Genomic DNA, 14181 nt, shown 5'->3' on the forward strand with positions numbered 1-14181 from the left:
GGCTACCCCTTCCTGACCGCGCCCCAGGGTCCGACACGATCAATCAGATCGCGGGGATCGGGGGCTGCAGGTTCTTCCATCGGCGCATCATGCCCGAACAACGCGCGGCGCGCACCTGCCTTGTCTACCTGATATTCCCGGTCCAGAAAATCAACCACATAGGATTTCTTGGCCTCGCTCCAGCCCTGATAACGCTGATAGAACGCATCCTTGTGGCAGATGAACAACTGGCGGATATCCTTTGGGGTCAGTTCGGCAAGCAGCATGTTCACCAGATCACGGTCGGGTGTATCGGCAGCGCGCAGCGTATAGAAATAGGCCGGGTGGTCAGACGCGATCCGCGGCCATGGACCGCCATCTTCGGCCCAGCGCAGCAGCGCGGACAGGGCGTGGAATTCGGGCGGCAGACCGGCGGCGTTTTCGCGCGCCAGCCGCCTGATATCACGCCGCGTCGCCCCCTTCAGATCAATGCCGCTTTGGGTTGCGGCATCCACCACGATGAAATCAATCTTTTGCCGCAGGATAGCGGCGGCATCGATGCCACGCGCCTTGACGATGGGTTCGACCAGCCCGTTGAATTCGAAAAACCGCGCGATCCTGTTGGGTTCGGAAAAATCCAGCACATACTGGATCGGCAATTCGCCCAGCGGCGCCTTGGGCCCAACCGATATCAGCGCCGGATGTTCGACCCCGCGAAACAGGTAGAGCCCGCCGAAATGTGCGGTCCAGAAATTATCCTGTTCGAATTTCATGTGTCTGAGCTTGACCGGATTGCGCGTCACATCGCCGGTGCGTTTGGCCAATGTGATCATGTCCGCGATCAGCACATCATCAAACCAGCCGTCCTCGGCGGTTTTGAACCGGTCCACCATATCGCCAAGCGCCTTGGCATCGCGCACCGTGCCGGTTGTGGTATCGGCCTCGACGGTGACGCTGCGGATATCGAACAGACGTTTGGGCGAAGACACATCATAGACCGAATTCACCAGCTCCCCCGCCACGGCATCCCGGGCCGTCAGTGCAAATAACTGCGCCTCGTTTTCAGTGATGAACTGGCGCAATATCCCGCGCGAGGTTGAAAATTTCGTATTCAGCAGCGGCGCGCGTTTCTGATCGGTCGTCAGCAGAATGAACTGCCGGTTCACCCCGGCATGGTTCAGATACAGATGGTCGTTCAGCTCGTCCCCGATCTCGGGCGAATAGCCGGAAATGTCGATGTGGAAATCGGACAGCTGCGTAGTCTTGCCTGTCAGATGCTTGAGCGCACGGTTATACCGGTCCACCAGCGCGGGCGAGGCAACCTCGATCAGGTTACCGAACATCAGGCCACGTTGGATAAGCCGTTTCATAGGGATGAACCCCTCTTCTCTTCAAACCGAAGGACGAGCATTTTTATCCATGACATTGCACCTTCGATTGCCCAAGAAGTTTGAAACACTGTGAGTTGCGGCATCGGTTCGCTTCCGGGGCCGTGACCAAGCTGGTTCCGAACCTTTGAAAAATAAGCCTTGAGTAACTCCTTTTCCCAAACCTCCAAGAAAACCAGATCTTTCTTTGATAAGTTGTCAATGAAACTGTGAGCTCCATTTTCTTTCCCATGGGTCGCACATAGCTCGCCTGAAATGATTTTGAGTGTACTTTCGAGCGCTTTGGCCGCAAAAAATGCTGGATCTTTTCCTCCATTGTCCCTCTGATCAACCGCTTCTTTCATGTCCAAATCAACATTTTGCCAGATTGGTTCAGAAACTAGACTCCAAAATGGTTGTTCGATTTCGTGTGAGACTAATTGATCAGCCTCTATTTGAAAAAAGCCGTTGTGATAGTGCAAAGGAAAGTTTGCAGCGCGAAATCTGGAGTTAACTTCGGCGGCAGCGTCTTCATATTTTTGAATTTCTAGTTGGTAAGCCTTAGAGACCATATCCGCGACTGGGCCGCCTATTTTCACAGTATCACGCATTGCCTCTGCACGCTCATACTTCTGTCGCAAACCGACCTCGATTAGACCGAGCCTTTCCTTTAGGTATTGATCAATATCAGCATCCAATGCTTTTTGCGCGGAATACCAGTTTCTACAAATTTCTATGTACGGCCTTTGCCTGCTTTCGGTCCGCCTGTATTCTCCGAGGCCGACGTCGGTCTGATAATAAGCATCGGACAACCAACGAGCACCTAGCTCATTGGCAAGCCTTTTATGAACTTCCGCCCAAAAACTGGCACTCGATTCTTGTTCTTTACCTACTTCTCCCCAGTAGGGGTGGAAATCTTCAAGTATAGTAAAGCACTGATGTAGCGTTCTTTTTTCTCGCCGAAGCAAACTCCTAAACAGTGCTGTCTCTTCGTATCTTGTGAAAAACACATCTGTAAGCATGAAGCTCTATTTCCCTTCCAGATACCGCTTCTTCGCCGCTTCGGTCCGCTCGTATTCGCGCACCATGTTGTCAATCGCCACCTCGTCGGATTTATCCGCATAGCGGAATTCTGAATCCGCGTAGCGGTTGATTTCCTGTATCACCATCTCAACCGTGATCGGCTGGCGCAGTTCCTTGATCATGTTCATTTTCGTGTCGTAATCCTGAAACAGGAACAGATCGGGGTTTTCCATCCACTCGTCGGGCAGTTCGAAATCCATTGCCCGCACCTTGACCGCGTCTGTGATGTTCTTGATCGCGCGGCCGGTAAAACGGTCATCCGCCTCCTGAATGCCTTTCAGATAGGTGCCCAGCTTGGCAATCGTATCCAGCGCGCCGATGTCGCCTCTGACCTGTTCATAGACCCGCAACAACCCGTCCTCGTGCGGTCGCGCATGCGATGCGAAAGAGGCGGCGACCGCCTTCTTGATCTCTTGCGCGGCATAGGCATCGTGATCGCCCAGCGGAATGTCGTGGTTCTTGCCCATCAGCAGATACAGGATGTCGATATAATCCTCGCGCGTGATCGGACCATCAACCAGAAACCGCGCGCCGGCGCGCTGGCGCAGCGCATCATCGACATTTTCGGGATAGTTCGAAAACATCCCGAACGTACAGTTGCCGCGCACCACCGTATTGGCCCCGGCAAAGCTTTCCATCAGCACGGCCGTAATCTCAAGCTGGCCGGCGCTGGACTGGCGATCACCGCGTTTGCCTGCAAGCGTGTCGATATCATCGATTGTGCCGAACCCGATTACCGACGGGTCGATGATCGTGTCGATGAACGCCTTGGCGTTCTGCCCCGATTTGCCCTGATAGCTGTCGATATTGCCCGTGCTCAGATTCTGGTAGCGGAACGGATAGCCTGCAATCTGGCAATAGTCGTTGATCATGCCCGCCATCATCTGGATCAGGGTCGTCTTGCCCGTGCCCGGCTTGCCATCCCCCATGAAGGTAAAGATGAACCCGCCCAGTTCGGCAAACGGGTTCAGGCGCCTGTCAAAATCATAGGCCATCAGCATCTTGGCCAGCTTCATCGCCTGATACTTGGCAATATGGTTGCCCACCACCTCGTTCGGTTTCTTGAACGTCATCGTCAGGGTGGTCGATTTTGCCTTGGAACTGGGGGAAAATCCGCGGATCGTCAGATCATCCGCCGCCACGTGCCACGCGGCGCCGTTGAACGGCTCCAGCCGCCCGGCGGTCTGGGCGCGCAACTTAACCTTTTCCATCAGCTGTTCGGCAAAGGCCGCCACCGTCGCCACAAGGCGCGCATCGTCACCGGCATGTGCGCCGATGTCCTGATCCAGTTCCCACAGCGCGCCATGCAGCGCCAGTTGCCCGTTGTCAGTCAGTATTTCTTCAACCTCACCGACCTCGACCGTGACTTCGGACAGGTGCGGCGACAACAGATAGGCCGTGGCGTTGCCAAACACATAAAGCGTGATCAGTGCCTCGGCCGCCAGCAATTCGGAAAACTCGGTCTTGCGCGCGGCCGCCAGTGACCCCTGCAAATTCGCCCGTTTCAGATCGCCCAGCCCGGTTTGCGCACCGTACTGATCCGCCACCGCCAGCGCGATCGACACCGCGCGCCGCAGCACGTTCATCACCGTCGCCTGCAACGGCGATGTCAGCGCATCCCCGCCATCCGCAGCCTCGATCCGCGCCAGCAGTTGCACCCCTTCGCTGCGCGCCGTCGACCGCGTGACAAGGCCGGGTGTGGTGGTGCGAAACCGCCGCCGGGATCCGATCCCGCTGGATTTTTCCGGTGTCTCGTCCGAGTCTGCCACCCCGATCCGGGGCGTGTGGTCAAACCCTTCCAGCATGGCCGTAACAGCAGGGTAATGCCCCACAATATCGTCTTCGCGCAGTTCCATCTGGTCCGAGGTCAGGCTCATATCTTCACTTTCCCAAAATACTCCCGCCGGAGGCATCCGTCATCGATAGGACAGAACACGCCCCTGCGGACTCACTACAAATTTCCGCACACTGGCAAAGCCGGGCGGGTTCTTTTCTTCCAGAACCTGATAGGGGCGCTGGGGCAGGATGATGCTGCGCTCGGTGCGGGTGGCACCGGTGTCCACACCGCGCCCGGCAAACGGATCAAGGGCAAAAACCTGCCGCTCCACCTTTGAAAACCAGCCGGCACGCTCTTCGATCACCCGCTCGCTTTCCAGATCTTCGGTGGTCCAGACTAGCGCCCAGTCCTGCCCTTCAGGTGATTTTGCCTCGGCCAGAACCTCGCGCAGCGGACCCGATTGTGCGGTATACGCATGCGAATACATCGGGCCGATATGGAACCGGCGCAGCCGCTTTGGATGCAGATCATCAAAATCTCGGTCAAACCCCTGTGCGATGGTCAACAGTTTCAGCCCGCCCAGGCTTTGCGCCATCAGATGCGCCTGCGCCTCGGGCCAGCGGTTCTGATCCTTGGGCAAGGCGGTCTTGCCGGTGTCCTCGACCTCCATCAGATAGATTGTCGGCAGGTTGATCTGGCTGTCATAGACGGCCCAGTGCAGCAGAAACCTGCGCCGCTGTTCCGACAGATTGCCCGTCCACACGGCCTGCGGATCGTTCTGCGCCCAGAACAGGTGCCCGCGCAGCAATTCTTCGTAGTAGAGCCGTTGGGACAGTGCGAATTGCAGTTTGGTCGGCAATTCCAGATCGCCGATGATCTGCCGCACCATCTGGTCTTTCAGCGCCTCTGTGGACGGCATATTGTCCAGATGCCGCGCGGCCTGTTGCGCGTCATTGGCCATAGTCAGCAATTCGGCCGCCACCGGAAATCCGCTTTCATGCGCGTCCATCGCCAGACTGCCGAAAAACCGCCCCGTATCCCGCCCCACCAGCAGATATTTCAGGCTAAGCGCGCGAAACGTATAAGACAGCGCCGCGCCATAACGCGTCAAAACCTTGACCTCGTCCTTGCTCAGGCTGCCTTCGGCTTCCATCACCCCGGCCACGCGGGTCATGTGGCCGATGATCGACTCAAACTTCTTGAAGTACCGTCGCGAGGCAAAAGGATCGGTCAGCCCGACATGGTCGCGATCCGGTGTGACAGGATCTGTCATCTATCCGCCGTAAAGGTTCTTGTCGTGCTTCTCGATGATCTTCCCAAAGCGGCGGGCAAAGCGTTCGTCGGCCTTGGCCTTGGCTTCCAGAACCTCGCGGGCAAACACCATGTGGTCTTCATGCGCTTCCATCATGTCGGCCATGCGCTTGTTGGTGGCTGTCCCGATCGAGGCCATGGCGGTTTGCGCCTCCTGATCCGTCTGCACGCCAATTTCGTTGATCCGGTGGGCAACGTCCTGTTGCTGAGCGGTTTTCAACGATTTCGACAGGGCATCATACAGCACCACGCGCTGTTTTGTGTCGGTTTGCAGCTTGTTGATCAAAACCATTTGCGTTGCCGCCTGGTTTTGCAGCGAATCAATCCAGGTCTTGCCCTTTTCGATATAGCGTTCCAGCGTCTGCGATTTCGCCAGCTTGACCTGTTCGTCCTGCACCATGGCATTGTATTTCGTGTTCAGCGCGGCCAGTTCGGTTTCCAGTTTGGTGCGCGCGGCGGCATCCTGTTCGACCGCGATCTTGTTTTCCAGCGCGATGATCTTGGGGTCCATTGCCAGAATTTCGGCGCGTGTGGCTTCCAGTTCGCCGACCGTCAGTTCGCGTTCATCCAGCGTTTCGGACAGGTTGCCCTCGACCTTGGTGCGCTGCTCTTCCAGCATCCGCAACTGGCCTTCCAGCAATTGCACGATCACATCGGATTTGCCGATCAGATCCTGCAATTTGTCGTCAATCGAAGCGGTGCGCATCCGTTCCTGCCGCATGCTGTCGGATTTGCCCTTTGAAAACACGCCGACAAAGCTTTCCCAGCCTGTCTTGTTGCGCATTTCGTCAAAATCCTTGGAAAAGGCCGCTGTCACATCATCCAGCCCCATGATCAGTTCGGCGATATTGGCGTTCATCACATCCGTATGCGCGTGCACATCGTCCAGCGTGGCGTTTTCGATGTCGATCATCGCATCATCGCCGGATTTCATCTTGGCCCGCGCAGTTTCGATCCGGCCGGTCAGTTCGGCGATTTTTGCCTGTGCCTCGGCCACCTGGGCCTGGGATTCTTTCACCTGTGCGTCAAAATTGGCCATGAAACGTTCCTTTTTCCAACCTGTTACCCTTGATATAAGGAATGTTACGTGGATTTACATCAAAACATTCCGAACTGTCGGATAAAACTGTCGCAAATCATCGCTTCAATTGAAAGAGCGCGCGTTGCAGCCGTACTGCAATGGCGTATATCATTGGTCTGATCTTCTAACCACGGTGGCCCTGCATGACCCTGAATATGTTTCCCGTAACGCCGCACGGCGATCCAGAATACGACGCCCCCGCGCCCGAAAAGCTGATTTCAGGCGATCCCAAATTCACCACGTGGAACCTTGAAGAGCGCGACGGGCTTTACTGTGGCATCTGGCAATCCACGCCGGGCAAATGGCGCATGTCCTATGACGAATGGGAATATTGCCGCATCCTGTCGGGCACATCCGTCGTCACAGAAGACGGCGGCGCACCGATCACAGTGACAGCGGGCGACAGTTTCATTCTGCGCCCCGGCTTTTCTGGCACGTGGGAGGTTCTGGAAACCACCACCAAGGATTACGTCATCCGGCTCTGACCGCTTCTTTTTGGCCCGAATACGGACTCCCGCAGGCCCGATAAAGGCGCTGCGTTTGCGGCGCGGGCGTACACCCGCGGGTTTCGCATTCGCCTGCACGTGGCTCTGGACAAATGCCCTGCGACTTGCTTTGGGTGCTGCAACACCAAACATGAAGGGAGCGCGCGATGCTTGATGCGACAACAGACCTGAAATCACTTTTGAAAGATCCCAGCCTTCTGGCAACCCAAGGCTATGTCGGCGGGCAATGGATCGATGGCGACGGGGGCGCAACGTTCGATGTGTCCAATCCGGCGCGCGGCGATGTGATTGCCGCGGTCGCCGATCTTAGCCGCGCCCAGGTGGCAGGTGCCATTGCGCAGGCCGAAGCGGCGCAAAAGGACTGGGCCAAATGGACCGGCAAGGAACGCGCCGCCGTGCTGCGCAAGTGGTTCGATCTGATGATCGAAAACGCCGATGATCTGGCAATGATCCTGACCGCCGAACAGGGCAAGCCGCTGGCCGAAGCCAAGGGCGAGATCGTTTACGGAGCCTCGTTCGTGGAGTTCTTTGGCGAACAGGCCAAGCGCGTCTACGGCGAAACCATTCCCGGCCACCAGCGCGACAAGCGGATCACCGTAATCAAGCAGCCCATCGGTGTGGCCGCATCCATCACGCCGTGGAATTTCCCCAATGCGATGATCACGCGCAAGGCGGCCCCAGCACTGGCGGCGGGCTGTGCGTTCGTGGCGCGCCCTGCGGCGGAAACGCCACTGTCCGCCACCGTTCTGGGTGTGCTGGCCGAGCGCGCGGGCATTCCGGCGGGCGTGTTCAACGTTGTTCCGTCGTCCCGGTCATCGGAAATCGGCAAGGAATTCTGCGAAAACCCCGCCGTACGCAAGTTGACCTTTACCGGATCCACCGAAGTCGGCCGCATCCTGCTGCGTCAGGCCGCAGATCAGGTGATGAAATGCAGCATGGAACTGGGCGGCAACGCCCCGTTCATCGTGTTTGACGATGCCGATCTGGATGCCGCCGTTGAAGGCGCGATGCTGTGCAAGTTCCGCAACAACGGGCAGACCTGTGTCTGTGCCAACCGGATTTACGTTCAGGCCGGTGTCTACGACGCCTTTGCCGAAAAACTGACGGCTGCGGTGAACAAGCTGAGCGTTGGCGACGGGCTGTCTGACGGTGTGACAACCGGCCCGCTGATCAATGCCGATGCGGTCGACAAGGTCGTCGAACATATCGAGGACGTGACAGCCAATGGCGGCACAGTTCTGGCGGGCGGCAAGGCCCACGCGCTGGGTGGCACGTTCTTCCAGCCCACCATTGTTGCCGGCGTGACGCAGGACATGAAGGTGGCGCAGGAAGAAACATTCGGCCCGCTGGCGCCGCTGTTCAAATTCGAGGATGAAGACGAAGTGATCGCGATGGCCAATGACACGATCTTTGGTCTTGCATCCTATTTCTACGCCAAGGATCTGAGCCGCGTTTACAAGGTTGCCGAAGCGCTGGAATACGGGATCGTCGGCGTCAACACCGGCATCATTTCCACCGAGGTCGGGCCGTTTGGCGGTGTCAAGCAATCCGGTCTGGGCCGCGAAGGCAGCCACCACGGCATCGAGGATTATCTGGAGATGAAATACATCTGCATGTCCGTCTGATCCACGATCACAAAGAAACCGGAAAAGCCGCCGGCGCGATACAATTCGCACCGGCGGCTTTTTCATGTCCGGATCGGTCTGGCCGTCAGCCGGCGTTGTCTTCGCCCAGTTTGGGCGCCGGACGGTGCAGGGCCAGATTGGCATCGGAAAACCGGAACGGGGATCGCACACCCGGCACGCCATCCAGTTCGATCTGCATGCCGCGGGCCACGACCTGCGGGTCGGCCATCACCTCGTCCAGCGTGTTGATCGGGCCGGCGGGCACACCCTGAGCCTCGCAAGCTGCCAAAAGATCGGCCTTGGTGCGTTGTGACGTGGCCGCTGTCAGGCGGGCTGTCATGTCGGCGCGGTTTTCAATACGTTTGGCATTGGACAGAAAGTCAGGTGCCTGCGCCATGTCATCCAGCCCCAGCAACCGGCACAGGCGCTGGTACTGGCCGTCATTGCCGGTGGCGATGATGATATGCCCGTCGGCGCAATCGAACACCTGATAGGGGGTCAGGTTGGGGTGGGCATTGCCCATCCGGCCGGGCGGTGTGCCGGTGACCAGATAGTTCATCGCCTGGTTTGCGGTGACAGACACGGCCACATCCAGCAGGGACATGTCGATATACTGGCCCTGCCCTGTCGACTGGCGCTGATGCACGGCAGCCAGAATGGCGGTGGTGGCATAGACGCCGGTGAAGATATCGGTGATCGCCACGCCGGATTTCTGCGGCTGGCCGTCCGCCTCTCCGGTGATCGACATCAGGCCAGACATGCCCTGAATGATGAAATCATACCCGGCGCGATGGGAATAGGGGCCATCCTGCCCGAATCCGGTGATAGAACAATAGATCAGGCGGGGATTGATCTTGTGCAGATCGCCATAGGCCAGACCGTATTTTGCCAGCCCGCCCTTCTTGAAATTCTCGATCAGGATATCGGCATCCGCGATCAGGGCCTTGATCCGCTCCTGCCCTTCGGGCGTGGAAAAATCGACAGTGACCGATGCCTTGCCCCGGTTGCAGGAATGGAAATAGGCCGCCGAGACATCTTCGTCACGGGTGACAAAGGGCGGGCCCCATTTGCGCGTGTCATCGCCATCGGGCGATTCCACCTTGATCACTTCGGCCCCCAGATCCGACAGCGTCTGACCGGCCCAGGGGCCGGCCAGAATACGCGCCAGTTCGATGACCTTCAGCCCAGCAAGCGGTCCCGGCATCAGTTGCCCAATGCAGTCTCGATCCGCGCCGACATATCATCGTAGCTGAGGTTCGAATATTTGGTGCCGTCGATGATGAAGGTCGGGGTTGAGGTGATATCGTCCGCTTCGGCGTTGGCCTGATACCATGCCACCAGAGTTTGCGCCTTGTCCGCATCCTGCAGACAGGCATTCAGTTCATCATCGCTGACCCCGGCCAGACGCCCGATTTTACGCAATTCTTCGACAATCTGGTTCGGATCGCCGGCGCGGGCCCATGTTTGCTGACCGGAATACAGCAGATCGGACACCCCGAAAAAGCGATCAGGTCCGGCGCAGCGGGCAATCATCGATGCCCAAAGGCCGAATCGGTCGAAATAGACTTCGCGGTAAACGAACCGGACCTTGCCGGTATCGATATAATCAGCCTTCAACTGCTTGTAGGGACCGGCGTGGAACGATGCGCAATGCGGACATGTATAAGACGCATATTCGATCACGGTGACCGGCGCGTTTTCATCGCCTTGCACCATCTCGGTGATGGTGGAAATATCGATATCCGCAGCCTGTTGGGCGTTGGCTGCCCCGACCAGCGGGTTGGGCGGGGTGGAAGACGTGCCGGTGAACCACAAAGCCCCGAGGCCAAGGGTTACGGCAGCACAAATGACGGCGATCACACGCTTCATAGCGGATCCTTTCCTAGCGTTTTGCTTTTGATAGAACGTTTTTACCCAGCAGTTCCAGCGCGGAACGCAGGTTTTCGTTTTCAACCGACTTTGCCGCGTCGCGGGCGGATTGTTCCACCGCGGGATCGGCTGGGTTTTCGGCATGTGGTTTCGGGCGCATTTCGAACTGTGCCTGCCCTTCGGCAAAGCCTGTGGGCGCAGTCTGGGTGATGCGGATACGCGAAATGGCATTATAGCCGTAAACGGCATTCACCTTGGCGCGCAGTTGTTCCTTTTGCATTTCCAGCATCGGGGCCTGTGCGCCGGTTGTCAGAACCGTCAGCGTTGCGCCAAAGCCGCCGCGCCCATAGCTGACATTAACGGGCCGCGCGATGGCAGCGATATCGTCGCCCACGATTTCCGGCCACCCGGTCAGCACACGGCTGACGGCAAAGCCGCGCGTTTCACCCGCGCGCCGGATCCGGTCCGTCAACAGCGTTGCGGTCCGCTTGAATCCCTTGGTGCCGCCCTGTTTCAAGGTCATGGTTTTGGTTCTCCGCGTTGTGCGCTACTTTAGTGGACAGATGATCCAGCGCCAGTGAAACCGACCTGACCGGAGTATAAACATTGCGTGACCTGCCTGCCCCGGATGCGTTGGCCGACGCGTTGCTGACCTGGTATGACGTGCATGCCCGCGACATGCCGTGGCGGGTACCGCCTGCCGCCCGCAAGGCCGGTGTGCACCCTGATCCCTATCGGGTCTGGTTGTCGGAAATCATGTTGCAACAGACAACTGTGGCGGCGGTGCGCGATTATTTCCTGCGGTTCACGACGCGCTGGCCCACTGTGGCCGATCTGGCTGCGGCCCAAGACAGTGATGTGATGGGCGAATGGGCCGGATTGGGATATTACGCCCGCGCCCGCAACCTGCTGAAATGTGCGCGCCAGATCGTGGCCGATCACGGCGGCCGGTTTCCGCCCGATTACGACGCGCTGATCGCCCTGCCGGGCATCGGGCCCTACACAGCGGCGGCGATTTCATCAATCGCGTTCGATCTGCGCCATGTGGTGGTCGACGGCAACGTGGAACGCGTGATGGCGCGGATGTTCGATATTCACACGCCGTTGCCTGCCGCCAAACCGGGATTGACGGCGCAGGCCGACGCGCTGACCCCGCATCTGCGACCCGGTGATTATGCGCAGGCGGTGATGGATCTGGGCGCAACGATATGCACGCCGAAATCGCCCGCCTGTGGCATCTGCCCGTGGCGCACGCCCTGCGCGGCGCGCGCGCAGGGTACCGCCGCCGATCTGCCCAGGAAAACACCCAAGAAACCCAAACCGACGCGCTATGGCATTGTCTATCTTGTCGAACGCAGCGATGGCGCGGTTTTGCTGGAACGCCGCGCCGATAAGGGATTGCTGGGCGGCATGCTCGGGTGGCCGGGATCGGAGTGGGCCGAAACCGCGCCCCAAGAAAGCCCGCCCTGCGTTGCGGACTGGACCGACACCAAGACCGAGGTGCGCCATACATTCACCCACTTTCATCTGATCCTGCGCGTCAGGTCTGCCACCGTGGCGCAGGATCATCCGGTGGACAGGGGCGAATTTCTGGAGCGCGACAGGTTCCGGCCATCCGATCTGCCCACCGTGATGCGCAAAGCCTATGATTTACGCCACGCAAGTTAACGCAGGCTTTGTGCAGGCGGCCATGGCGGGTTATATCCTTATCGACGAAACACGAGGCCCGGCATGACACGTTCTGCACCACAAACCACACCGCCCGCCGCGGCATTGCCTTTCGCGCTGTCCCTGGCCCTGATCCCGCTGGCATGGATCGGCGCGCTGAACGGTGGCTGGACGGTCTTGCTGTTGCCGCTGGCCACCTGGGCGCTGTTTTCGGGGCTGGATGCGGTCTTGGGCGTGAACACTAAAAATGCCGATCCTGAAACCGACGAGGACGAACTGTTCTGGTACAAGGGCATTACGATTGCATGGGTGCCATTGCAGTTTGTGACGGTGTTCGCCCTGATCTGGTATGTGCCGCAGTCGGATCATCTGAACACGGTCGAAAAGCTGGCGCTGTTCTTTGGTGTCGGCGTGATGACCGGGACAATCGGGATCAATTACAGCCACGAACTGATGCATCAGAAAAACCGTCTGGAACGTGGACTGGCCGATGTCTTGCTCGCCATGGTGCTCTATTCGCATTTCCGGTCCGAACATCTGCTGGTGCATCACCGCTATGTCGCCACGCCGCGCGATCCGGTAACTGCGCGCTATAATGAAGGGTTTCACCGGTTTTATCCGCGGGTGCTGAAACAGTGCCTGATCTCGGCGTTTCGGGCCGAAAAGGACATGCTGGCGCGCAAGAACCTGCCGTGGACTGATTTAAGCAACCCGTTTTTCAAATACTGGGCGCTGCAGGGCGCGATGCTGGTACTGGCGTTTCTTCTGGGCGGCTGGTCGGGCTTTGGGCTGTTTCTGATGCAGGCGGGCGTTGCGATCTGGCAGCTTGAACTGGTGAACTATGTCGAACATTACGGGCTGACGCGCAAACATCTGGGCGATGGCAAATATGAACACGTCCAGCCCCGCCATTCCTGGAACGCGCCGTTCAAGGCATCGAACTGGCTGCTGATCAATCTGCAACGCCATTCTGACCACCATTATAAACCCGACCGCCGCTTTCCCCTGTTGCAGAACTATACCGAAGCCGATGCGCCGCAATTGCCTTACGGGTATCCGGTGATGACCATGGCGGCGATGGTGCCGCCGCTGTGGCGCAAGGTGATGAACAAGCGGGTGAAACGCTGGCGCGAGATGTATTATCCTGAAATCACCGACTGGACCGCCTATAACAAGGCGCGCAATCCGATGCCGCGCTAGGCCGCATCGGCGTGCGGCGCCAGATGGCCCGTTTTCACGTAGATCAGGCACCCCTCTTCGGAAAACGGCTGGTGCTGTGAAAGATGCGGTGAGCGCAGCCAGCTGCCTGCCGGATAGTCGCCGTGTTCATCCTGAAACGTGCCTTCGATCACGAAAATCTCTTCTCCGCCCCAATGGCGGTGAGCGGTGAATTTCGTGCCCGGCGCCCAGCGCACAAGCGCAACGTTTTCCCCCGGGACAGAGTGAAGCGGCAATACCGACAGGCCCGGCGCCGAACCCGGAACAAACTGTGCGCTTCTTGTATCAACCACCTTCTGTTCGGTATCGTCTGGATCGAACTGGTGCAGTTTGACCAGAATGGTGCACCCTCCCTTTGTGTGGGGTTTGTGCGCTGTCCCGATCGGGTTGCGCACATAAGACCCTGCCGGATAATCGCCGCTTTCATCGGAAAACACGCCGTCCAGCACCAGATATTCTTCGCCGCCGTCATGGGTATGGGCATCGAAATAGGAATTTGGCGCAAAGCGCACGATCGTCGTGGCGCGCGCAACTTCGTCGCCGATCCGGTCCAGCATCATGCGATCAACACCGCCTGCAGGGGACGACACCCATTCGTAATCGGATGGCCGCACGACAACACGTTTTGTAAAATCGGCATTCAGGCGCATGGGATGTCTCCTTTTGCTTTCGGCGTTCTGGTCAGCGCGCGCGGGTT

General features: G+C 58.4%; 13 protein-coding genes. 4 read left to right on the forward strand and 9 right to left on the reverse strand.

Annotated elements, in window-relative coordinates; all coding sequences use genetic code 11:
* Positions 1-2: 2 nt before the first annotated feature.
* Genes C1J05_RS19455 through C1J05_RS19475 form a run of 5 tightly spaced genes read right to left on the reverse strand, consistent with a single transcriptional unit; the run spans position 3 to position 6556 of the window.
* Positions 3-1349, reverse strand: a complete 1347-nt coding sequence (locus C1J05_RS19455) for a DUF6638 family protein (protein WP_114871707.1) — start codon at positions 1347-1349, stop codon at positions 3-5.
* Positions 1346-2368 carry an AbiJ-NTD4 domain-containing protein gene (locus tag C1J05_RS21610; RefSeq protein WP_162798143.1) on the reverse strand — a complete coding sequence of 341 codons (1023 nt, stop codon included), beginning with the start codon at positions 2366-2368 and terminating at the stop codon, positions 1346-1348. The genes C1J05_RS19455 and C1J05_RS21610 overlap by 4 nt, the downstream gene beginning before the upstream one ends.
* Before the next feature lie 6 nt (positions 2369-2374).
* On the reverse strand, positions 2375-4306 hold the full coding sequence (locus tag C1J05_RS19465) for an AAA family ATPase (protein ID WP_114871708.1): 1932 nt from the start codon (positions 4304-4306) through the stop codon (positions 2375-2377).
* 39 nt (positions 4307-4345) lie between these two features.
* On the reverse strand, positions 4346-5479 hold the full coding sequence (locus C1J05_RS19470) for a hypothetical protein (protein WP_114871709.1): 1134 nt from the start codon (positions 5477-5479) through the stop codon (positions 4346-4348).
* Positions 5480-6556 carry a hypothetical protein gene (locus C1J05_RS19475; protein ID WP_114871710.1) on the reverse strand — a complete coding sequence of 359 codons (1077 nt, stop codon included), beginning with the start codon at positions 6554-6556 and terminating at the stop codon, positions 5480-5482.
* A gap of 185 nt (positions 6557-6741) precedes the next feature.
* Here C1J05_RS19475 and C1J05_RS19480 point away from each other — a divergent pair, with 185 nt between their 5' ends.
* Together C1J05_RS19480 and C1J05_RS19485 are read left to right on the forward strand one after the other, a co-directional pair.
* The gene (locus tag C1J05_RS19480) at positions 6742-7083 is read left to right on the forward strand and encodes a cupin domain-containing protein (RefSeq protein WP_114871711.1); all 342 of its coding nucleotides are present in this window, start codon (positions 6742-6744) and stop codon (positions 7081-7083) included.
* A gap of 167 nt (positions 7084-7250) precedes the next feature.
* Positions 7251-8729 carry an NAD-dependent succinate-semialdehyde dehydrogenase gene (locus C1J05_RS19485; RefSeq protein ID WP_114871712.1) on the forward strand — a complete coding sequence of 493 codons (1479 nt, stop codon included), beginning with the start codon at positions 7251-7253 and terminating at the stop codon, positions 8727-8729.
* 85 nt (positions 8730-8814) lie between these two features.
* Here C1J05_RS19485 and C1J05_RS19490 read toward each other — a convergent pair whose 3' ends face one another.
* The 3 genes from C1J05_RS19490 to C1J05_RS19500 are packed head-to-tail and all read right to left on the reverse strand — an operon-like array spanning position 8815 to position 11121.
* Positions 8815-9933: a CaiB/BaiF CoA transferase family protein gene (locus tag C1J05_RS19490; protein ID WP_114871713.1), complete on the reverse strand. Its 1119-nt coding sequence runs from the start codon at positions 9931-9933 to the stop codon at positions 8815-8817.
* Complete coding sequence (locus C1J05_RS19495) at positions 9933-10598, reverse strand: DsbA family protein (protein ID WP_114871714.1); 666 nt, start codon at positions 10596-10598, stop codon at positions 9933-9935. The genes C1J05_RS19490 and C1J05_RS19495 overlap by 1 nt, the downstream gene beginning before the upstream one ends.
* Positions 10599-10611: 13 nt before the next feature.
* Positions 10612-11121 carry a DUF721 domain-containing protein gene (locus C1J05_RS19500; protein ID WP_114871715.1) on the reverse strand — a complete coding sequence of 170 codons (510 nt, stop codon included), beginning with the start codon at positions 11119-11121 and terminating at the stop codon, positions 10612-10614.
* Positions 11122-11204: 83 nt separating this feature from the next.
* Between C1J05_RS19500 and mutY the strand changes: the two genes are divergently transcribed.
* Both mutY and C1J05_RS19510 read left to right on the forward strand, forming a co-directional pair.
* Positions 11205-12266 carry an A/G-specific adenine glycosylase gene (gene mutY / locus C1J05_RS19505; protein WP_114871716.1) on the forward strand — a complete coding sequence of 354 codons (1062 nt, stop codon included), beginning with the start codon at positions 11205-11207 and terminating at the stop codon, positions 12264-12266.
* Positions 12267-12329: 63 nt separating this feature from the next.
* The gene (locus C1J05_RS19510; RefSeq protein WP_114871717.1) at positions 12330-13466 is read left to right on the forward strand and encodes an alkane 1-monooxygenase; all 1137 of its coding nucleotides are present in this window, start codon (positions 12330-12332) and stop codon (positions 13464-13466) included.
* On the opposite strand, the gene C1J05_RS19515 is transcribed toward C1J05_RS19510, so the two are convergent.
* Entirely contained in the window at positions 13463-14134 is a 672-nt protein-coding gene (locus C1J05_RS19515) for a cupin domain-containing protein (protein WP_114871718.1), read from the reverse strand. The two genes, C1J05_RS19510 and C1J05_RS19515, sit on opposite strands and share 4 nt — an antisense overlap.
* Positions 14135-14181 lie beyond the last annotated feature (47 nt).

The sequence above is a fragment of the Sulfitobacter sp. JL08 genome, from assembly GCF_003352045.1.
GTDB lineage: Bacteria > Pseudomonadota > Alphaproteobacteria > Rhodobacterales > Rhodobacteraceae > JL08.